This is a genomic window from Actinoplanes sp. CA-252034 (assembly GCF_050956125.1).
Taxonomy (GTDB): domain Bacteria; phylum Actinomycetota; class Actinomycetes; order Mycobacteriales; family Micromonosporaceae; genus Actinoplanes.
In genome coordinates, this window is sequence record NZ_CP191846.1 from 1,614,800 (window position 1) to 1,634,945 (window position 20,146).

16 protein-coding genes are annotated in these 20,146 nt (G+C 72.9%); 9 read left to right on the forward strand and 7 right to left on the reverse strand.

The genetic code is table 11. The features are described from left to right. Positions 1–11: 11 nt before the first annotated feature. Complete coding sequence (locus ACQPZW_RS07545) at positions 12–1,547, reverse strand: leucyl aminopeptidase (protein WP_433794108.1); 1,536 nt, start codon at positions 1,545–1,547, stop codon at positions 12–14. Between the two features lie 119 nt (positions 1,548–1,666). On the opposite strand from ACQPZW_RS07545, the gene gcvT reads away from it, so the two are divergent. Then, entirely contained in the window at positions 1,667–2,758 is a 1,092-nt protein-coding gene (gene gcvT / locus ACQPZW_RS07550; RefSeq protein WP_433794109.1) for a glycine cleavage system aminomethyltransferase GcvT, read from the forward strand. Positions 2,759–2,866: 108 nt separating this feature from the next. Here the strand turns inward: gcvT and ACQPZW_RS07555 are convergent, their stop codons facing one another. After that, positions 2,867–3,613, reverse strand: coding sequence for an adenosylcobinamide-GDP ribazoletransferase (locus ACQPZW_RS07555; protein ID WP_433794110.1), 747 nt, complete (start codon positions 3,611–3,613; stop codon positions 2,867–2,869). After that, entirely contained in the window at positions 3,606–5,474 is a 1,869-nt protein-coding gene (locus tag ACQPZW_RS07560) for a bifunctional adenosylcobinamide kinase/adenosylcobinamide-phosphate guanylyltransferase (RefSeq protein WP_433794111.1), read from the reverse strand. The genes ACQPZW_RS07555 and ACQPZW_RS07560 overlap by 8 nt, the downstream gene beginning before the upstream one ends. A gap of 83 nt (positions 5,475–5,557) precedes the next feature. On the opposite strand from ACQPZW_RS07560, the gene ACQPZW_RS07565 reads away from it, so the two are divergent. Together ACQPZW_RS07565 and ACQPZW_RS07570 are read left to right on the forward strand one after the other, a co-directional pair. Next, positions 5,558–5,755: a hypothetical protein gene (locus ACQPZW_RS07565; RefSeq protein WP_433794112.1), complete on the forward strand. Its 198-nt coding sequence runs from the start codon at positions 5,558–5,560 to the stop codon at positions 5,753–5,755. A gap of 10 nt (positions 5,756–5,765) precedes the next feature. Continuing rightward, on the forward strand, positions 5,766–6,587 hold the full coding sequence (locus ACQPZW_RS07570; protein WP_433794113.1) for a site-2 protease family protein: 822 nt from the start codon (positions 5,766–5,768) through the stop codon (positions 6,585–6,587). A 1-nt stretch (position 6,588) separates the two neighbouring features. On the opposite strand, the gene ACQPZW_RS07575 is transcribed toward ACQPZW_RS07570, so the two are convergent. Together ACQPZW_RS07575 and ACQPZW_RS07580 are read right to left on the reverse strand one after the other, a co-directional pair. Then, a complete protein-coding gene (locus ACQPZW_RS07575) occupies positions 6,589–7,587 on the reverse strand; it encodes an aldo/keto reductase family protein (RefSeq protein ID WP_433794114.1) in 999 nt (332 codons plus the stop codon). A 15-nt stretch (positions 7,588–7,602) separates the two neighbouring features. Then, entirely contained in the window at positions 7,603–10,023 is a 2,421-nt protein-coding gene (locus ACQPZW_RS07580) for a WG repeat-containing protein (protein WP_433794115.1), read from the reverse strand. 1,036 nt (positions 10,024–11,059) lie between these two features. On the opposite strand from ACQPZW_RS07580, the gene ACQPZW_RS07585 reads away from it, so the two are divergent. The 4 genes from ACQPZW_RS07585 to ACQPZW_RS07600 all read left to right on the forward strand — a co-directional run bounded on the left by ACQPZW_RS07585 (position 11,060) and on the right by ACQPZW_RS07600 (position 17,527). Then, positions 11,060–11,806: a hypothetical protein gene (locus tag ACQPZW_RS07585; protein ID WP_433794116.1), complete on the forward strand. Its 747-nt coding sequence runs from the start codon at positions 11,060–11,062 to the stop codon at positions 11,804–11,806. Positions 11,807–14,926: 3,120 nt separating this feature from the next. Then, positions 14,927–15,787 (forward strand): ABC transporter permease, encoded by an 861-nt coding sequence (locus ACQPZW_RS07590; protein WP_433794117.1) that lies wholly within the window; start codon positions 14,927–14,929, stop codon positions 15,785–15,787. Further along, positions 15,780–16,580: an ABC transporter permease gene (locus ACQPZW_RS07595; protein WP_433794118.1), complete on the forward strand. Its 801-nt coding sequence runs from the start codon at positions 15,780–15,782 to the stop codon at positions 16,578–16,580. Before ACQPZW_RS07590 ends, ACQPZW_RS07595 begins: the two co-directional genes overlap by 8 nt. Next, positions 16,577–17,527, forward strand: coding sequence for an ABC transporter ATP-binding protein (locus ACQPZW_RS07600; RefSeq protein WP_433794119.1), 951 nt, complete (start codon positions 16,577–16,579; stop codon positions 17,525–17,527). The genes ACQPZW_RS07595 and ACQPZW_RS07600 overlap by 4 nt, the downstream gene beginning before the upstream one ends. Positions 17,528–17,577: 50 nt before the next feature. On the opposite strand, the gene ACQPZW_RS07605 is transcribed toward ACQPZW_RS07600, so the two are convergent. After that, positions 17,578–18,135 (reverse strand): helix-turn-helix domain-containing protein, encoded by a 558-nt coding sequence (locus ACQPZW_RS07605; protein WP_433794120.1) that lies wholly within the window; start codon positions 18,133–18,135, stop codon positions 17,578–17,580. Between the two features lie 67 nt (positions 18,136–18,202). On the opposite strand from ACQPZW_RS07605, the gene ACQPZW_RS07610 reads away from it, so the two are divergent. Both ACQPZW_RS07610 and ACQPZW_RS07615 read left to right on the forward strand, forming a co-directional pair. Next, complete coding sequence (locus tag ACQPZW_RS07610) at positions 18,203–19,072, forward strand: AzlC family ABC transporter permease (protein ID WP_433794121.1); 870 nt, start codon at positions 18,203–18,205, stop codon at positions 19,070–19,072. Further along, on the forward strand, positions 19,066–19,374 hold the full coding sequence (locus ACQPZW_RS07615) for an AzlD domain-containing protein (RefSeq protein WP_433794122.1): 309 nt from the start codon (positions 19,066–19,068) through the stop codon (positions 19,372–19,374). The genes ACQPZW_RS07610 and ACQPZW_RS07615 overlap by 7 nt, the downstream gene beginning before the upstream one ends. A gap of 144 nt (positions 19,375–19,518) precedes the next feature. On the opposite strand, the gene ACQPZW_RS07620 is transcribed toward ACQPZW_RS07615, so the two are convergent. Next, complete coding sequence (locus tag ACQPZW_RS07620; RefSeq protein ID WP_433794123.1) at positions 19,519–20,142, reverse strand: DUF3043 domain-containing protein; 624 nt, start codon at positions 20,140–20,142, stop codon at positions 19,519–19,521. Positions 20,143–20,146 lie beyond the last annotated feature (4 nt).

A 20,146-nucleotide genomic window follows, 5' to 3' on the forward strand; every position in this document is an offset into this window, starting at 1 on the left:
GCACGCCATCGTCAGGACAGGTCGTCGATCAGCTTGAGGAAGGTGCGGACCGGCACGCCCGTGCCGCCCTTCGTCCAGTAACCGTTCGCCTCGCCGGTGTGGTAACTGGGGCCGGCGATGTCGATGTGCGCCCACTCCACGCCCTCGGCCACGAACTCGCGCAGGAAGACACCGCCCTGCAGCATGTGCCCGGCCCGGTCCAGGTTGGCGTTGGTCTGGCAGATGTCGGCGATCTCCGACTCCATGCCCTTGCGCACGTCGTCCGGCAGCGGCATCCGCCAGGCCGGCTCGCCGACCGCCTTGCCGGCCGCCTCGACCAGCGCGGACGCCTCGTCCGAGCCCATCAGGCCGGCGATCCGCTTGCCCAGCGCGATCACCTGACCGCCGGTGAGCGTCGACGTCTCGAACAGGTAGTCGGTACCGTCCTCGCAGGCCCGCACGATCGCGTCGGCCAGCACCATCCGGCCCTCGGCGTCGGTGTTGAACACCTCGACCCGCTTGCCGCCGTACATGGTGATCACGTCACCCGGCCGGTACGCCGACCCGGACGGCATGTTCTCCGCGATCGCCAGGTAACCGGACACGGCCACACCCGGCTCGAGCGCGGCCACCGCGATCATCGTGGCGGCCACCGCGGCGGCGCCCGCCATGTCGGACTTCATCTCCCACATGCCGGCGGCCGGCTTGATGCTCACGCCACCGGTGTCGAACGTGATGCCCTTGCCGACCAGCGCGACCCGCTTCGGGTTCTCCACCCCGGCCGGGGTGTAGGTGAGCTTCACCAGCCGCGGCGGGGCCTCCGAGCCCTGGCCGACCGCCACGATCCCGCCGTACCCTCCGGCCTTGAGCTGCTCGAAGTCGAGCACCTCGACACCGAGCCCGGCCTCGGTCGCGGCCGCCGCCACCTGGTCGGCCAGATCCGCCGGGCGCAGCGCGTTCGGCGGGGTGTTGACCCAGTCCCGGGTCAGGCGCACCGACTTCGCCACCACCGCGGCGCGGCGCAGCTCGGCCAGCGCCGCCTCGTCGGCCGCGTCCGGCACGTGCAGGCGCAGCTCGGTCACCGGGTCACGACGGCCCTTCTGCGGCTTGGTCTTGTAACCGGCGAAGCGGTAGCCACCGAGCAGGGCGCCCTCCAGCACGGCACGCAGCGCCGGCGGGGCGTCCGCGTCGTCGGGCACCGGCAGGGCCAGCACCACGGTGGCGCTGCCGGCCAGCGCGCGGACCGCGGCGCCGGCACCGCGACGCAGGATCTCCGGGTCGGGGGCGGGGCCGTTCGGCTCGGCGCCGAGGCCGACCGCCACCAGCAGCGGCGCGGCGATCGTGCCGAGCGTGGCCAGCTTGGTCACCTCGCCGGGGGCTCCGGTCGCGCCGAGCAGAGCCAGCGTCGAGATGAGCTTGCCGTCGAAGGCCGCGGCGATGCTCTCGGCGCCCGAGGCCGGCAACAGGCTGCCGTCCTCGTCTGGCTGGCTGTGCAGGCCGATGACGATGGCATCGACCGCCGATTCGGCCGGGTCGGTGTCGACCAGGCTGAGGCTGGGCTGGGTCACTCGGATACTCCGGACGTCTGGGCCGGAACGGCGCCGGTGGGCGCGCTCCCGGCTATTGGGAAAACGGTGTTGTCCCCGCGACTCTAAACAACCCCAAGGTCAACGGTAAGTTGAGTGTCATGTCTTCCGCGCCGCTTCGGTCCCCCCTGCATGATCGCCACGTCGCGCTGGGCGCGAAGTTCGCAGCGTTCGGCGGGTGGGACATGCCTCTGGAGTACGCCGGGGGAGGTGTCCTGAAGGAGCACGCGGCGGTTCGTGAGGCGGCCGGTGTCTTCGACGTGTCGCACCTGGGCAAGGCCCGGGTCCGGGGCGCCGGGGCGGCCGCTTTCGTGAACGCGTGCCTCACCAACGACCTGGGCCGGATCGCCCCCGGCAAGGCGCAGTACACGCTGTGCTGCGACGAGTCCGGCGGCGTCGTCGACGACCTGATCGCCTACCTGCACGACGACGGCCACGTCTTCCTGATCCCCAACGCCGCGAACACCGCCGAGGTGGTCCGCCGGCTCGCCGGGGCCGCCCCGGCCGGGGTGACCGTCACCGACGAGCACCGCGACTTCGCGATCCTCGCCGTCCAGGGCCCGCGGTCGGCCGAGGTGCTCGGCAAGCTCGGCCTGCCCGCCGAGCACGGCTACATGTCGTTCGCCACCGCGACGCTCGGCGGTTCCGAGCTGACCGTCTGCCGTACCGGGTACACCGGTGAGCACGGCTACGAGCTGGTCGTCGGGTGGGACGACGCGCCCGCGGTGTGGGACGCCGTGATCGACGCCGGGGTGCGCCCCTGCGGCCTCGGCGCCCGTGACACGCTGCGCACCGAGATGGGCTACCCGCTGCACGGCCAGGAGCTGAGCCTCGACATCAGCCCGGTCCAGGCCCGCTCCGGCTGGGCGGTCGGCTGGGACAAGCCCGCCTTCTGGGGGCGGTCGGCCCTTCAGGCCGAGAAGACCGCGGGCCCGCGCCGGGTCCTGCGCGGCCTGGAGCTCACCGGCCGCGGCGTCCCACGAGGGCACATGCGGGTGTACGCGGGGGAGCGTCCCGTGGGCGAGACGACCAGCGGCACCTTCTCGCCGACACGCAAGGTCGGCATCGCACTGGCCCTCATCGACACCGACGCCGCCCTGGCCGACGGTGATCTGGTCGCCGTCGACATCCGCGGCCGCCGCACCGAGGCCCGCCTCGTCAAGCCGCCGTTCGTCACCCCGTCCGTCCGCTGACGACCACCCCGGAGCTGTCGTAGCCCCTCGGGGACAGCGCTGGTGTCCGGCCGGCCGGGATCTCCGCGGCCGGCTCGGAACACCGTCCCCGGCACGCTGAGGCAGCGCTCAGAGCCGGCCGGGAGCCAGGGTCACGAGGACGAGGGTGAGCGTGACCGCCAGCTCGACGGCCGCTCCCAGCACGTCGCCGGTGATGCCGCCGAACCGTCGTACCGCATGCCGCAGAAGCAGCACCACCGCGAACAGTGCGGCGGCGACGGCGGCCGGCCCCTGCCACGGACGGCCCGGAACCGCGGCAAGCGCGAGCGCACCGACGAACGCCGCGCCCGCCGCCACGGCGGTGAGCGGCACCGTGGACGCCACCATCGCGCCCAGGCCCTCCGGCCGGGCCGGTGGCACCCCGCGACGGCAGGCGAGGCTCACCGCGAGCCGCCCGGCCGCCCACGCCGTCACGATCGCCCACGGCCCGGCCACGGTGAGCGCGGCGGCCTGAACGAGCACCACCGAGCAGAGCGCGACCACGCCGAACGGCCCGATGTCCGGCTTTCTCATGATCTCCAGGGCGGCCGGGCCCGAGCGGTACGACCCCAGCGCGTCCACCGTGTCCGCGAGCCCGTCCAGATGCAGCCCACGGGTCAGCAGCGCACCCGCCGCGACCGTCAGGCCGGCCGCGACCAGCTCCGCCGACCCGGCGGCCCGCAGACCGGCGTGCAGCCCGGCCAGCGCCAGCCCCAGCAGCGCCCCCACGACCGGCGCCACCGACATCGCCACCGCCGCGGTGGACCGGTCCACCCGGCCCGCCCGCAGCGGCAGCACGGTCAGCGTGGTGACCGCCAGCCGGACCCCGTCAAGCACCCCACTCCGTGCGGGGGCTCAGCGTGTTGAAGGCGGCGGTGTTGAACGGGAGGTCCGGCTCGTCGTCGGTCTCGTCATCGTCGTCATCGTCGTCGGCGGGCGAGTCGTCGAGGCCGTCGTCGCCGACCTCGCCGAGCAGCGCCGGGTGCACCGGCTGTGCCGCCGCCAGCGCGACCGCGGTCCGCACCAACGGCAGCACGGCCAGCGCGTTCGCGCCCTCACCCAGGTCCAGCCCGACCTGCAGCACGGGGGTCAGCCCGAGCACGTCGGCGCCCTGCTTGACCAGCGCGAGCGTGCCCGCCTCCGGCAGCAGGCACCAGTGCCGGGTCTGGCTGGCCAGGTCACGGGCCACCAGGCCGGCGGCGATCCCGAGCGGGCCGTCGACCAGCACCGGGATCCGGCGGGCCGCGGCACCGAGCAGCAGGCCGGTCGCGACGGCGACGTCCAGGCCGCCGATCTGCCGCAGGATGTCGACGGCCCCGCGCGGCTCCTGCCGGATCCGGTGCAACGCGTCCCGGACGGCCGCGCACTGGGCCATCCACGCCGCGTCGTCGAACCGGGCGCCCGGCACCTGCACCCGGGGCAGGGTGGCGACCGGCTCGGCCCCGGTCGTGGCGGCCAGCACCGCGGTCGCGGCGGCCTCGATGCCGGCCGAGATGCCGGCCAGCACGATCACGTCCCGGCCCGCATCGGCGGCGGCGTCGGCGAGGCGCCAGCCGTCGCGCAGCGCCGCCTCCACCTCCCGCTCACCGGTGACCGGGCCGTCCTCCATCGCGCCCGTGGCCGGGGTGCGCAGCACCGAGACGTCGGCGCCCGCCTGCGCGGCGAGCCGGCCGATCAGCCCGGAGCCGAGCTCGGCCTCGGCGATGCGGCGCTCCACGTCGGCGGTGTCGGCACCGGCCACCGCCCCGCCGGCACGCCGCCCGCCGATCACCACCACCCGGACACCCGTCCAGGCGCGCGGGGTGACCGAGCTCTGTGTGGCCGCGGCGAACTCGACGGCCTCGCCGAGCGCGCCCAGCCCGCCGCCCGGCAGGTCCAGCGCGGCGAGGCGCTCGCGCGCGTCCGGCCCGGCGTCGGCGCTGGGCAGCGGCAGGTCCATGCCCGGTTTGATCTCGGTGAGCCCGGACGAGACCAGCGGCAGCGTCATCGTGGCCCCGCTCAGCGCGCCGACGAGCGCGGGCCCCGGCTCCGGCTCCGGCTCCGGCTCGGCGACGGGGGTGACCACAGTGGCCGGCGGCGGCGGGGGAGCGGGCGTCATGGGGGTGGGCACCGCGATCGGCCGGGAGACCACCGGCGGGGCCTCGACCGGCTCCGCCCGCCCCTTCAGCCAGGTCGTCTGCCCGGCCACCACCAGCGCGACCGCGTCACAGACCTCGGCGAGCGCCTGGTTGGTGACGCCGAGCGCGTCCGCGAAGGCCCGCCCGACCGGCGTGACCGGCACCAGCGACAGCCCCACCTCCGGGCTGACCAGCACCACCCGCGCCGCCGTCTCGCGGACCGCCTCGGCCAGCGCCGCCACGTCGGCCTCGTCGTCGTTGGGCTGCCGGGCCGGGTTGAGGACGGCGGCCACCCAGCCACCCAGGTCGTCGACGAGCACCGTCTCGTCCGGCCCGGCCTGGCGCAGCAGCTCGGTGAGCGTGGCCGGCTCGGCGCCGGTCTCCTCGGTCGTCCAGGACTGGGGTCGCCGCCGCTGATGCTCCTCGATCCGGGCCTGCCACTCGGGATCGTCCTCGCCGCCGACAGCGGTCGCCACATATCGCACCGAGGGGGCGCCGGAGATGAGCGACTCGGCGAACCCGGACTTGCCGGACCGGATACCACCGAGCACCAGAACCGTGTTCCACCGATCTTCGGACATGCCCCGTACCTTAGAGCCGGGTCGCACACGCGGACGCCGTAGGGTGGAAGCCCACCGAGGTACTGACGTGAGGGGGCGGCTGTATGCCGTGGAGTTGGCGGTATGAGGACGTCGACGGCAAGACGGTCGACGGCCCGGAGGAGTCGTTCAGCAGCCAGGCCGACGCCGAGTCCTGGATCGGGCAGGAGTGGCGGCAGTTGCAGTCCACCGGGGTCAGCACGGTCATCCTCGTCGAGGACGACCGGGTCGACTACCAGATGAGCCTGCTCCCGGCCGAGTGAGCGAGCTGCCGTGACGTACGAACCGGTTTACACCCGTACACCGCGCAACGCCTTCGTGCCGAGCCCGGTCTTCGTCGGCATCGTCGCCGTCTTCGTCGTGACCGGCGTGATGACCTGGACGAAGTTCGGCAACATCGGGTTCGACGTGTTCCTGTTCGTGATCTCGGGCTGGATCATCTCGCTCTGTCTGCACGAGTATGCGCACGCCGTCACCGGCTACTTCTCCGGCGACCTGACCGTCGCCGAGCGGGGCTACCTGCGTCTCAACCCGTTGAAGTACACACACCCGCTGCTCTCCATCGTGCTGCCGGTGATCGTGGTGATCCTCGGCGGCATCGGCCTGCCCGGCGGCGCCGTCTGGATCGACCACCGGTATATCCAGAGCAAGGTGAAGGACTCGCTGATCAGCGCGTCCGGCCCGCTCACCAACGTGGTCCTCGCCGTGATCGTGGCGATGCCGTTCCTGCTCGGCCTGGCGCCGGAGGTGGTGGTGACCGGCCTGGGCCAGGCCGCCCTCACCGACGACAGTCACGTCGCGTTCTGGGCGGCGCTGGCCCTGCTCGCGTTCCTGCAGGTGACCGCGAGCGTGCTCAACTTCCTGCCGGTCCCCGGGCTGGACGGGGGCAGCATCATCTCCCCGTGGTTCAGCCCCGCCTACCAGCGCGCGTGGAACGTGATGGCGCCGTGGGGCTTCCTGGTGCTCTTCCTGCTGCTGTGGCAGACCCAGGTGGGCGACTGGTTCTTCACCTTCGTCGACTGGCTGGCCGGCCTGCTCGGCGTCGACTCACGCCTCTACGGGACCGGGTTCAGCCTGATGCGCTTCTGGGAGTGAGTCAGGGACGCTTGGCCGGGCTGGAGGTGAGCGACGGATCGCGGGTCACGACCGGCTCCACGATCTCGTCGATCGCCTTCAGCAGGCCGGGCTCCAATCTCACCCCCGAGGCCTTCACGTTGTCCCGGACCTGCTCCGGCCGCGACGCGCCGATGATCGCCGCGGAGACGTTCGGGTTCTGCAACACCCACGCCACCGCCAGCTGAGCAAGCGTGAGCCCGGCCTCGTCGGCCAGCGGCTGCAGGCGGGCCACCGCGGTCAGCACGTCGTCCTCCAGCCACCGGGCGATGAACCCGGCGCCCGACTTCTCGTCGGTGGCCCGCGACCCGGCCGGCGGCTGCTCCCCGGCCTTGTACTTCCCGGTCAGCACCCCCTGCGCCAGCGGCGACCAGACGATCTGCCCCAGGCCCAGCTCCTCTGACGCCGGCACCACCTCGGCCTCGATCACCCGCCACAGGATCGAGTACTGCGGCTGGTTCGACACCAGGCGTACCCGCAGCTCGTCGGCGATCGGCTTGGCTGCCCGGATCTGCTCGGCCGTCCACTCGGACACGCCGATGTAGAGCGCCTTGCCCTGCCGGACCACGTCGGCGAACGCCTCGACGGTCTCCTCGAGCGGCGTGTGATGGTCGAACCGGTGTGCCTGGTAAAGGTCCACGTAGTCGGTGCCGAGCCGGCGCAGCGACCCGTCGATCGACTCCAGGATGTGCTTGCGGGACAGGCCGCTGTCGTTGGCGCCCGGACCGGTCCGCCAGAACACCTTCGTGAAGATCTCCAGGCCCGCGCGGCGCTCACCCTTCAGCGCCCGGCCCAGCACCTCCTCGGCACGGGTCCCCGCGTAGACGTCGGCGGTGTCGAAGGTGGTGATGCCGGAGTCGAGGGCCGCGCGCACACACGCGAGCGCGGCCTCCTCCTCCACCTGGGAGCCGTGGGTGATCCAGTTTCCGTAGGCGATCTCACTGACCAGCAGGCCGGAACGGCCGAGATGACGAAACTCCATCACCTCAGCCTATCCCTACAGGACGGGTCGGTTTTCCTCCGGCAGTGCCTCGACGACCGCCTCCCGGTCCCGATGACCGATGTCGACCAGCGGCGCGCCGGAACGATCCAGCGCACCCCACAGCCCGGCCGCGTCACGCACCAGGAACGCCACCGGGTGGATCACCACGGCGGCGTGCACCGGCTCGACCACGGTCCGCCCGGCCCGGTCGACGACCCCGAACCGGTCCCCGGCGTCGACCACCGCCAGCCCGTCGTCGGTGAACCCGTCGATCTCCCCGCCGACGTGCAGCGCCGTCACGAACCGCTGGTACGACGGCGTCACCGCGAACCGCCCATGCCGGTCCACGGCACCCCAGGCGCCGCCCTGCCGCACCACGGCCAGCCCGCGCCGGAACGGCCGCGCGTCCTCGAACCCACCGGCCGGCACGACCAGCCGGTTCTCCCGGTCGATCGCGAACCAGCCACCCTGGTCCTGCCGGGTCACCCAGGCCAGCCCCTCGGCGAACGGTGTCACCCCGACGTAGCCGTGCGCCGACACGATGATCAGCTCCCCGCTCGCGTCGATCAGCTCCCACGCCGCCGACTCCGGCCGCCGCACCCAGGCCGCACCCTCGGCGAACGGCTGCGCCTCCACGAACCGGGGCTCCACCGCGGCGGCGTACCCCCACAGGCCGGCCCCGTCGTCGAGCAGCGGCACCGGCGCGTCCGGCAGCCCCAGCACCTCGTCCCGGGTCCGCGGGTAGGGGCCCCACCCGGCCGCCCCGGAACGCCGGCTGATCGCGTCCAGCGCCAGCTCGATCCGCTCCACCATCTCCGGATCCTCACCACGGCGTACGTCCAGCGCCCGCTCGAAGAGGTTCACCGCCTCCAGGTAGCGGCCCTGCTCGTACGCCGACCGCCCGGCCAGCTCACAGATCTCCGCCCGGGTCCGCGGCGGCAGCTCCGGCGAGTCGGCGTCCGCGTACAGCCGGTCCGCCTCCTCGAACTCGCCGCGCCACTGCAGCACGTGCGCGAGCCGGGCCTGCGCGATCGCCGTGATCCGCAGCTCACCGGACGCCTCCGCGTGCCGCAGACCCTCCCGCCCGTCGGCGAGCGCGTCGTCCAGCTCCCCGACGATCCGGTGCACCACGGCCCGCAGGCTCAGCAGCCCCGCTCGGACATTGTCCCGCTCGGCGAACTCCAGCCGGTCGGTCAGCCGGTCCGCGACGTCCCACAGCCGGTCCGGCTCGTCCACCTGCTCCCGCAGCGTCTGCGGGTCATAGGTCCACGAATAGGCGGCCAGGGCCTGCTCCGGGTCGGCTCGCCGCCGGTCCGCCGAAGCCCGCTGGTCCCGGCGCTGCCGCACCGGCTCGGCCCGCACGACCTCCGCCTCCGGCGTCACGATCCGCGACCCAGACGTCTCCGCCGCGCTCCCGCCGGCTGTCTCAGACGTCACACCCTGCAGCGGTACGCCCGAAGCGCCCTCCGCATCGTCTCCGGCGACGTCGTCGCTCCCGGCCGGGTCCACCGCCGCCGGTTCCGTCGCCGTCGTCCCGCCCGCCCTGCCGTCCGTCGTGCCGGCCTGGTCGCCACTCCGATCCGGCACGTCCGCGACGGCCGAGCCCGCGTCGCCGTCGCGGGCCTCGGACACCTCTGCCTCATCCGCTTCCGCGACCGTCGTGGTCCCGGCCGTCCCCGTGACCGGCTTCGCCTCGGCCGCTTCCGCGGTGGTCTCCGCCTCAGTCGTTCCCGCGACCGACTCCGGCGCCGCCGTCTCTGACGTCGTCGTCGCCTCCGCCGCGATGCCTGTGGTCGCCACCTGCGCGCTGAGCACGGTGGTCACCGACTCGATTCCAGGCGCGGCGGTTTCGGGCTCCGGGTGGAGCGCGGCGGTCTCGGGCTCGGGATGGAGCGTGACGGTTTCCGGCTCGGGGTGGAGCGCGGCGGTCTCGGGCTCCGGGCGGAGCGTGGTGACTTCGGCCTCAGGGCGAAGTGCGACGGTCTCTGGTTCGGCGTTGAACAGGATGGTCTCCGGCTCCGCGCCCAGGACGATCGTCTGCGGATCCCCGGTGAGGAGAACGGTGTTCGGCTCGACCGACAGGGCGACGGTCTCGGGTTCCACGCTCAGCGCTGCGGTCTCGGGTTCCACGCTCAGCGCGGCGGTGTCGGGTTCCACGCTCAGCGCTGCGGTGTCGGGTTCCACGCTCAGCGCGGCGGTCTCAGGCTCCGCCGAGATGGTCGCGGTGTCGGGTTCCGCAGAGGCATCTGCCTCCGGCGAGCGATGCCCATCACCCGCTGCGAAGACCGAGATCGCGGTGGGCTCTTCGTCTGTGGGCTCGGTGACGGCATCGTCCTGATCGGCCGCCGAGCCGCCCTTGTGTGCCGGCTCGGTCGCCGCCGCCTTGATACGGACGATCTGCATGGTCCGCGTGAGATCGAGTTCGTCCTCGGACACGCTCGCGTGCTCGCCGGCCCCTACCGAACTCTCGGCAGAGTCTCCGGCGCCTGAACGCGGAGCCGCACCCTCGTCCGAGACCCCTGGTTCCACGATCCGGAGTCGGCGCAGCACCACGGTCGTTTCCTCAACCTCATCAGAGGCAGCGTCATGACCAGCGGAATCGCCGAAACTGGCGGTCTCATCATGATTCGAGCTGCCGTGACCGGGCGACTCCACTGCGCCGGATGGCTGGGCAGCCATCTCGCCCGTACCGGACGAGGGCTCCCATTCGCCGAAGCTGACCGAAGCCGTCTCGTCCTCACGATCGGACAACACCCCGGCGTCCTCAGCCGGCCCCTCCGCCGCACCCGACCATCCAGGCGCGGACACGACGGTCACTTCGGCCTCGGCCACCGCGGCTTCATCGGGAAGAGCCCCGCCCACCCTTTCCCCGTCCGAGATGAGCCAGGTCGTCACCGTTTCGTCCGGGACGGTCGGGGCGGAGACCATCTGCGTCTCGTCGTCCGAGGCGAGTTCGTCTGGGGCGAGTTCGTCCGCGCCGAGTTCGTCCGGGGCCGTGTCGCTCTCGACGGCGATGGTGATCGGTTCGTCGCTCGGGTCGGACCCGGGGGCTGCCGTTTCGCGGACGAATGCGCTGGATGCGAGCGCTTTAGTGTCCTCATTCGAAGGGAGCCAGGTCGTCACCGGCTCCTCCGAGGAAGCCCGGGCTGATGACATGTCAGCTTCGTCATCCGAGACGAAATCGGTCGCCGAAGCACCGCTCTCGACGGGGGCGATGGTGGGTGTCGTCGGTTCGTCGCTCGGAGCGGGCCTGTGCGCTGCCGCTTCGTGCACGAATGCGCTGGCAGCAGTCGTGTCCGAGTTCTCGTTGGAGGCGAGCCCGGCCGGCGGTTCGTCCGTGAGGGCAGGAGCGGGGGACGTCTCTGTCTCGTCCGGAACGAGCTCGGCCGCCGACGTTTCATAGCCGAAGGCAGGGATGGTCGGCGCGGCCGTTGGGCTACTCGGGGCTCGGTCGGCAGAGAAGCTCTCCGTCGTGACGGTTCCGTTCCCGAACGCGTTAGAGCTCGATGCGTCCGTACCGCGGTCGGTGCCGACGCCAGCCGCCTCCGATTCGTCGGTGTCGTCGTCGGCCGCCTGCGATTCGTCCCCGAAGGCACCGGTAAAGGAGATGTCCGAGACCGTTCCGGTAGCTCCCGGCACAGTCTCCCGGGTGTCGATGTCGGAAGCGCCCGTCTCATCCGCCAAGACGGATCGATCGACCGTAGTCGTCTCCGCGCCGGACATCCGGTTGCCCGAGATGACGGCGATGCTCTCGTCAGCGTCCCCGGCCGGGGCCTCTTCCGCCGCGAACCCGGCGGCAGCAGAGTCACCGGCAGCCATGGCCGACGCTGTCGTGAAGTCATCGGAACCGGAATCCGCTGCGGGGCCTTTCCCGGTCGAAAGCGCTTCGACCGGCTCGGCGACGCTCGCAGCAGGTGTGAACCCAGGCGGCGTCGGAACAACCTGGGCCGGCGCGGCCGTGCCCGCGACGGCCCGAGTGGGCGTCGCCGAAACAGCCTCGACCGGCGTAGCCGTAACGGCTTGGGCCGGCGTGACGGTAACGGCTTGGGCCGGCGTGGCCGAAACTGCCTCGGCCGGCGTGGCCGGAAGTGTCTGGGCTGGCGTGGCCGGGACGGTCTGGGTCGGCGTGGCCGGGACGGCAGCGGTAGGCGTGGTAGAGGCCGGAACTGCCTGGGCGGGCGTACCCCCGACGTTCGATTCGGGCGCCGATTCCGCCTGAGGGGAGCCGTCGGCCGTGGGAGCCGGTTCTGCTTCGTCGCCGTTCTCGGTCTCAACCGGCGCAAACCAGCCCAACGGCCGGATCTCCGGTTCGACGCTCTCGACGGGCGCCTCCGGTTCGGCCTCGGGGACTGGAGTGGTAGCTCCGAGCCCGCTCATCGACAGGAGCCACCCGAGGCCGTGGGTCTCCGATTCGCCCGCGGCGGTCTCGCCCGCTGCCGTCCCACCCGAGGCGGTCCCGCCCACGGCCGTTCCACCCGGGGAGGACGCGCCCGCACCGGACCCGCCGGTGGCGGGGTCACCAGCGGCCGTACCCGGACCGCCCTGACGCCCGGATGCCGAGCCGTCGGTCGTGGTCCGCTCATCAGGTTGAACGGGTGCGGCCGCGGCGGCAGCCTGCCACGGTGCGGTTCCGTCGCCGTGCCGACCGGTTCCGGTGGTGTGCCCGGCGTCTGGTTGCTGCGCGGGCGTAGTGGGAGTGGCGGGACCCGCCGCAGCCGATCTGCGCGGGTCGATCGGCCGGGTGACGTCCTCGACCGCTCGGAGGCCTTCGCCCCCGGACCTCCGGCGAAGCCCGAACGGCCGCGTCGGGTCGTCGGGATCCGAGACACCGTCGTAGCGGCCACTCGGGGGCGCGCCGTGCCCGAGCCGTCGCGGGTCGAGTGGCCGCGTGGGGTCCTGCTCGTCGCGTCCGCTGTCCCCGAAGCGGCTTCCACCGTGCTGTTCCGGACCGCGCGGAGTCGACACCCCGGCTCCCGGCCCATGGCCGCCCGCCGCAGGAGCCCCGGAACGGGACGCAGCCTGCGTGTCCCGTCCGGATCCCGGTGCAACCGTTCCCGGCGCGATCATCGACTGTGTGGTCTCGGGCGGCTGCAGATCACGCCCGAACCGCCCATCGGAAACGGCCTGCCCGGCACCGGGCACACCTCCGGCCCCGACCTGCGGTCCTGCACCCACCGGCCCAGAGGCGGGCGCGACCCCGGCCCGCGGGTCATGGCCCGTGGGCGCGGAGACGGGTGCGGCGCTGGCCCGAGGGCTGAAGCTCGTGGGCGCGACCCCGGCCCGTGGGTCGTGGCCTGCGGGTGCGGAGACGGGCGCGGCGCCGGCTCGCGCGTCATGGCCCGTGGGCGCGGAGACGGGCGCGGCGCCGGCTCGCGGGTCGTGGCCTGCGGGTGCGGAGACGGGTGCGGCACTGGTGCGGGGGTCGAAGCTTGTGGGTGGGGTGGTGGCGCGTGGGTCGAAACCCGTGGGCGTTGCGCCGGCGCGTCGGTCCTGGTTAGCGGGGGCGGACACCGGGGCGACGCCGGACCGGGAGTCGAAACCGGCCGGCCCGGAGACCGGGTTGATTCCCGTGTGTGGACGGACCGCGGGTGCGGAGACGGGTGCGGAGTGCGGGGGCGTCGCGCCGGGAGCACGAAGTGGCTGCGTGGCCTCGGGCTGCGCCGGTGGGTGACCGGTGCCGTGCCGGGGCATACCGGGGCCGTAGGGAGTGGCGGGCGCGGAGACGGGCGCGACGCCCCCGGCGGTGCCCGAGACGGGCGCGACGCCACCGGCGGTTCCGCGGTTGGTGGTGGGCATGCCACCTGGGACGGACGGATACACGGCAGCTGGCGCGACCGGCTGCGACGGTGTGACGCGGGTCGGCTGTGCCGCCGGGCGGGCCGGGGTCGGGGAGTTCCGGTCCTGGGGCGCCGGACGCAGGTCGAACGGGGCGTCCGGCGTGCGGCCCTCGCGGTGGGTGCGGCGGTCCTCGGGGTATGCGGGGAAGGCGTCAGCGGGCGCCGGACGTGCGGCGCCGTAGGCCGGACCCGCCGGAGACATCTGGCCGGGGGCTGGCCGGCCTTCGCCGCCCTGCCGGGGAATCGGCTGCTCCGGGACCTGCCGCCGACCCTGGTAGCCGGGATCCTGGTCGGGTCGGGGCCATCCGGTCGAGGCCGCCGGTGCCGCCGGCGCACCGAAGCGACCGGGCTCGTGCCTGCCGGGGTGCCCCTCATGGCGACCGGGAGCACCTTCGTGCCGCCCCTGCCCACCACGGCCCGCAGGTCCGGGAGCCCCCGGCCCGGTCGAGGAGGAGGAGCCGGCCACGCCATGACCGGACTGACCGGGACCGCCGAACCCGGGGTCTCTGGAGGGTCCGCTACCTGGACCGCCGAATCCCGGCTGCCCGGAGGGGCCGACGCCGGGGCCGCCGAATCCCGGCTGCGAGGAGGCACCGCCGCCAGGACCGCCGAACCCGGGCTCCCCGGACGGCCTGGAACCGGACTGCCCGGAACCCGACTGCCCGGGCCCGCCGAAGGAGGACTGACCGGCCGACCCGTGACCTGACGACCCGTGACCGGGCTGCCCGGAGGACGTAGGACCGAACTGCTCACCACGGGGATCGCCGTGCGGCGCACGCCCCGAGCCGGGCTGAACCGGTGGACCGCCGTACCCACCCGCCGGCGCCCCACGGTTCCAGCCGGCCGCATCGGCCGCCGCGGGCTGCTGCGGAACCCGTCCGGTGGACGGCCCTCCACGCCCGGGCGAGACGGGTGCCGACGCCGGCTGTCCCGGGGGCGGGCCGTAGACGGGCACACCTCCACGGCGCTGTTCGGGCATGGGATGCGGCCGGTTCCAGGACGGCTCGTCGCGAGGCGGTTGCGGCGCGGCACCGGGCCTGCGGGATTCGGGGCGCGTCTCCTCGTACCGTGACTGATTCTGATCGCCGGCCCAAGACTCGCCGGCCCGAGGCTCGCCGGCCCGAGGCTCGGCCGCCCGTGACGCGCCCGGAACCGATGCGCGGCCCGCCGGGCTGACCGGTGTGGAGCTGGCCGGCGCGGATCCGCCGCGCGACGCCTCGTAGACCGGCGTGTGCACGGCCTTGCGGCGCCCGGGATCGCCGGGATAACGCTGCCCGGGCAGCGGCTCCCACTCCCAGGTGATCTCGTAGACCCAGGCCGGCTCGTCCTCCCAGCTGTCGCCCGGCCGGGAGCCCCATCCGTTCATCGAGCGCCCTGGCCCGTCGAATGGCAACGCTCCGTCACGGCGAACTCCACCTGTCAGAAATCGAGCCGCGCCCGGCCGGGGACCCGCGTAGAGTCGCCCGGCTCCGTCGCGGGGGTTTGGAAAGGAGATTAACTGCGTGAGCCAGCGAGACGCCAGCGTGCCGACGAACTCTCGAATCAGTCCGTTCCGCGCCTCAACCGCTACTTTCGGTGCGCTGATCCGGTCAGGTTTCCGGCGCTACGCCACCTACCGGCAGGCCACCATAGCCGGAACGTTCACCAACGTCGTGTTCGGCTTCCTTCGTTGTTACGTGCTGCTCGCGGTGGCCGAGGGTGCTGTCGGGCAGCGGCCCGCCGGTTACGACGCCGGGCAGCTCGCGCTCTATGTCTGGGTGGGTCAGGGTCTACTGAGTGTCATCGGTATCTGGGGATGGACCGAGCTGGCCGACCGGATCCGCTCCGGCGACATCGCGGCCGACCTGTTACGTCCTATCGCCCCGGTCACCGGCTTTCTCGCCGCCGACCTGGGCCGGGCCCTGCACGGCATGATGACCCGGTTCGGCCCGCCGTTGCTGGCCGGTGCCCTGTTCTTCCCGCTGCACACCCCGGCCCGGTGGCAGACGGTTCCGTTGTTCGCGGTCTCGGTGACTCTGGCCGTGGTCATCTGCTTCGGCTGCCGCTATGTCGTGAACGCGACCGCCTATTGGCTGCAGGACGCCCGCGGCCCGATCACACTGTGGACGCTGGGCTCCGGCGTGCTCGGTGGCCTGTACTTCCCGTTGCGCCTGCTCCCGGAGGAGGTGGCGGTGACGCTGTGGGTGGCGACGCCCTTGCCGAGCCTGTTGCAGACGCCACTGGACGTGATCGCCGAGCGGGACGGCCCGGCGCTGCAGGCGGGGCTGGTCGGCCTGCAGGTGGTGTGGGCGGTCGTGATGCTGGCGCTGGCCGGGCTGGTGCAGCGGCGGGCCGAGCGGCGTCTGGTGGTGCAGGGTGGGTGACCTGAAGGCGTATACGGCTCTCGGGGCGGCGCAGCTGCGGTCGGCCACGTCGTACCGGACGTCGTTCCTGGTGGAGCTGTTCGGGAACGTGGGCGCGACGGTGTTCGACGTGATCACGGTGCTGGTGCTGTTCCGGGCGACCCCGGCGGTCGGCGGGTTCAGCCTGCGTGAGGCGATGCTGATCGTGGGGTTGAGCTCGGCCGGGTTCGCGCTGGCCGATCTCACGGTCGGCAATGTGGACCGGCTGAAGTCCTACGTGCGGGCCGGGACCCTCGACGCGGTGCTGGTCCGGCCGCTGCCCGCGCTCCCGCAACTGCTGCTCATGGACCTGCCGGTTCGCAAGGCGCTGCGGGTGGTGTTCGGGTTCGTCGTGCTGGGCGTGGCGGTCGCGGCGAACGACATCCACTGGACGCCGGGCCGGGTGCTGCTGATGATGATCACCCCGCTCGCGGCGGCGGCCTTCTTCGGGTCGATCTTCGTGATCAGCGCCAGTCTGGCGTTCTGGTGGGTCGACTCCGGGGAGATCGGGGCGGCCTTCACCTACGGCGGGCGCGACTTCACGTCGTACCCCATCTCGGTTTACGGCAGTTGGTTCCGCAATGTTTTCGCGTATGCGCTCGGTTTCGGGTTCGTCGCCTATCAGCCTGCGCTCGCGCTGCTCGGCCGGGCCGATCCGCTCCGCCTGCCGGCCTGGGCCGGCTTCCTCTCGCCGCTGGTGGCGCTCGGCGCGGCGGCCCTCGCCGCCGCCGTCTGGCGCACCGGCATCCGTCACTACCGGAGCACCGGATCATGATCAAAATGCAGGACCTTCAAAAGCATTTCACGGTACGGGTGAAAGCCGGCCGTCTTCGACGCAAGAAGCGGACGGTAGCGGCCGTGGACGGCGTCAGCCTCACGATCGAACGGGGCGAGATGGTCGGTTACATCGGCCCGAACGGCGCCGGGAAGTCGACCACCCTGAAGATGCTCACCGGCGTGCTGACCCCGAGCTCCGGAGAGGTGTCGGTGTGCGGCCTCGCGCCGGTGCCGCAGCGGACGAGGCTGGCGCTGCGGATCGGCGTGGTCTTCGGCCAGCGCTCGCAGCTGTGGTGGGATCTGCCGCTGCACGAGTCGTTCGAGCTGCTCCGGCACATCTACCGGGTGCCGGCCGCCGAGCACGCGGCCCGTCTGAGGCGCTGCCGTGACCTGCTCGACCTGGACGACTTCCTGGACACCCCGGTCCGGCAGCTGTCCCTGGGGCAGCGGATGCGCGGCGAGCTGACCGCGTCCCTGCTGCACGGCCCCGAGGTGCTGTTCCTGGACGAGCCGACGATCGGCCTGGACGTGGTCAGCAAGCAGGCGGTCCGCTCGTTCCTGGCCGAGCTCGGCGCAACCGGTGACGTGACCCTGGTGCTGACCACCCACGATCTCGCCGACATCGAGCGTCTCTGCGAACGTCTCGTGGTGATCGATCACGGCCGGGTGGTGCACGACGGCAGCATCGAGGCCCTGCACGCCCGGTACGGCTCCCGCCGCAGCCTGGTCGCCGATCTGGAGCAGCCCCTGCCGCCGGACTTCGCCCTGCCGGGCACCGTGCTGACGAGCGTGACCGCTAATGGTCACCGGGTCACCTTCTCGCTGGAATCCACGACGGCGGCCGCCGCGGTGGCGGCCCTGGTGTCCGCGGCCCAGGTCCGCGATCTGTCCCTGCTGGAGCCGGACATCGAGGACGTGGTGGCCCGCCTCTACACCGGCCCCTGACCGGCGGCTATCAGGAGGTGGGCGACCTGTCCGGGCGACGGCCGGCCGTCCTACCGGTGTTCCATGATCAGGACTGCCCACGAGCCCGGTTCGAGGGCCTCGTAGCTGTGCGGCACATCTCCCGGGAACGTCACGTAGTCGCCCGGGCCCACCTCGACCAGTTCGTCGATCGGACCGGTCCGGATCAGGCCCGCCGACACCACCATGTGCTCGACGCTGCCCGGAATGTGGGGGTCGGCGTCGCGGCGCGCGCCGGGTTCCAGCTCGAGCACGTAGACGTCCCGCCGGGTGCCGGGCACCCCGGCCGCCAGCAGGGTGCCGTAGAAGTCGGCCCCCTCGGCCCGCACTCGGGGGCTGCTACCGGACCGGACCACGCGCACCGGTGCCGGCGGCGGCTCGACCAGCCGGCTGAACGGGACGCCGAGCGCCACCCCGAGCGCCCACAGCGTCTCGATGCTCGGGTTGCCGGCGCCGGACTCCAGCTGGGACAGCGTCGACTTGGCCAGCCCCGCGCGGCGGGCCAGCTCGGCGAGGGAGATCCCGGCCCGGTCCCGTTCCCTGCGCAGGGCGGCGGCGATGGCGGCCAGCGGGGGTGCCGGTTGTTGCATTGTTCGCTCCATCGGTCCAAGCGTTCGGTTTGACGAACGCATCGCGGATCGTTCAGCATGTCGAACTATGGGGACGTTATATCGAACGCGCGCCCAGCTCCGCGACATCGGCGCACTGGCCGCCGCGTCGATGGCGGTCGGCGCCTCCTTCGGCGCCATCGCGATCGCCTCCGGCCTGCCCGCCTGGGTCCCGGTCGTCATGTCGGTGGTGATCTTCGCCGGTGGCGCCCAGTTCCTGGCGGTCGGCCTGCTGGCGGCCGGCAACCCGATCGCCGCCGTCCTCGCCGGCCTGCTGCTCAACGCCCGCCACCTGCCGTTCGGCCTGGCCGTCGCGGACACCATCGGCTCCCGCTGGCGAGACCGCCTGGTCGGCAGCCACCTGATGACCGACGAGACGGTCGCCTTCGCGCTGGCCGAGTCCGAGCCGGCCGCCCGGCGCCGCGTCTACTGGCTGGTCGGCACCAGCCTGTTCGTGTGCTGGAACACCGGCGTCCTCCTGGGCGTGCTGCTCGGCGGCGCGACCGGCGACCCGGACGCCCTCGGCCTCGACGCCGCTTTCCCGGCCGGCCTGATAGCCCTGATCCTGCCGTCCCTACGGGACCGCGACACCCGCCTGGTCGCCCTGACCGGCGCCACCCTGGCAGTCCTGTCGACCCCGATCCTGCCGGCCGGTCTGCCGGTGATGTGCGCCCTGCTCGGCCTACTGGTCCTCGTCCGGCCCGGAGCCCTCAGGCGCCGCCCCGCCCCACCAGACCCACCCGGTTCCGCGCCCACCGGCCCGTCCGGTTCCGCGTCCACCGACCGGTCCGGTTCCGCGTCCACCGGGCAGGCCGGTTCCGCGCCCGCCGGCTCGTCCGGTTCCGCGCCCGATTCCATCGCCGGTCCCGTGCGTGCGGGCTCCACCGCCGGTGACGTCTCCGAGGGGGAGCAGTGCTGATCGCCGCGATCCTGGTGCTTGCCGTCGGCACCTATGCCTTCCGCCTCAGCGGCGTCCTGCTCCGGGACCGCCTGGAGCTCTCCGCCTCCCTGCAGCGGATGCTCCCGATGTCAGCGGCGGCCCTTCTGGCGGCGCTGGCCGCGACAGCCGCCCTGATGGCCGGAAGCGAGTTCGCCGGCTTCGCCCGCCCCGCCGGAGTGCTGACCGGCGCCCTGCTGGCCTGGCGCAGGGCGCCGTTCGTGCTGGTGGTGATCGCCGCCGCCGCGGTGACGGCCCTGCTCCGCCTGGCCGGCGTCGAATGACCCCGTGAGCGTTGCGGAACCGGCCGGGAACACGGCCCTGCTCCGCCTGGCCGGCGTCGAATGACCCCGTGAGCGTTGCGGAACCGGCCGGGAACACGAAGAACGCGGAAGCCGAGGGCCTCCGCGTTCTCCGGTCAGGTCAGGTCAGACAGACGCGCCGAGATCCACCTTCGGCTTCGGCACCCGCATCCGGCGGAACGTCAGACCGCGCATGATGCCGTAGAAATACAGCGACCCGAGCCGCTGCGTGGTCTCCGGGAAGCGGGCGCGGACCAGCTTCTTGATACGCCGGCTGATGAAGATGCTGTCGATGAGGACGGCCAGCGCCAGACCGGCCCACAGCAGGTTGCTGGCGAGCTGCACGGCCGGGATCCGGATCGACGAGCCGATCAGCACGATCACGGCGCCGGCGATGAAGTACGACCCGGCGGTGCGCCGCGAGTCGACGATGTCGCGGACCAGGGAGCGCTCCGGCCCCCGGTCACGGGCGAGCAGATAGCGCTCGTCACCGTTGCGCATCCCCTCGGACGCCTCGAGCCGCTCGGCCCGCTGCCGCTCACGGAGCTGCTTGTAGGCCTCTTTGCGGTTGGCGGGCGCCGGATCCTGCACGCGGCGGCCCTGGACGGTCCGTTTCGGGGTGACCACGCCCAGCTCTTTCTTGCTGGGGGTGTAGCCCTTGCGTTGGGCTGCGACGGACTCGTCCTCGGTCACCGAGGCGGTGGCGTCGGCGACGAGGTCGGTGGACTTGCGGCGAAACAGCGGGGACACCCCA

What these genes read in the sequence shown, in the direction of transcription:
- gcvT (WP_433794109.1), top strand. Translation starts at nt 1,667, where the DNA reads ATGTCTTCCGCGCCGCTTCGGTCCCCCCTGCATGATCGCCACGTCGCG.
- ACQPZW_RS07560 (WP_433794111.1), bottom strand. Translation starts at nt 5,474, where the DNA reads ATGTCCGAAGATCGGTGGAACACGGTTCTGGTGCTCGGTGGTATCCGG.
- ACQPZW_RS07565 (WP_433794112.1), top strand. Translation starts at nt 5,558, where the DNA reads ATGCCGTGGAGTTGGCGGTATGAGGACGTCGACGGCAAGACGGTCGAC.
- ACQPZW_RS07575 (WP_433794114.1), bottom strand. Translation starts at nt 7,587, where the DNA reads ATGGAGTTTCGTCATCTCGGCCGTTCCGGCCTGCTGGTCAGTGAGATC.
- ACQPZW_RS07600 (WP_433794119.1), top strand. Translation starts at nt 16,577, where the DNA reads ATGATCAAAATGCAGGACCTTCAAAAGCATTTCACGGTACGGGTGAAA.
- ACQPZW_RS07605 (WP_433794120.1), bottom strand. Translation starts at nt 18,135, where the DNA reads ATGCAACAACCGGCACCCCCGCTGGCCGCCATCGCCGCCGCCCTGCGC.
- ACQPZW_RS07610 (WP_433794121.1), top strand. Translation starts at nt 18,203, where the DNA reads ATGGGGACGTTATATCGAACGCGCGCCCAGCTCCGCGACATCGGCGCA.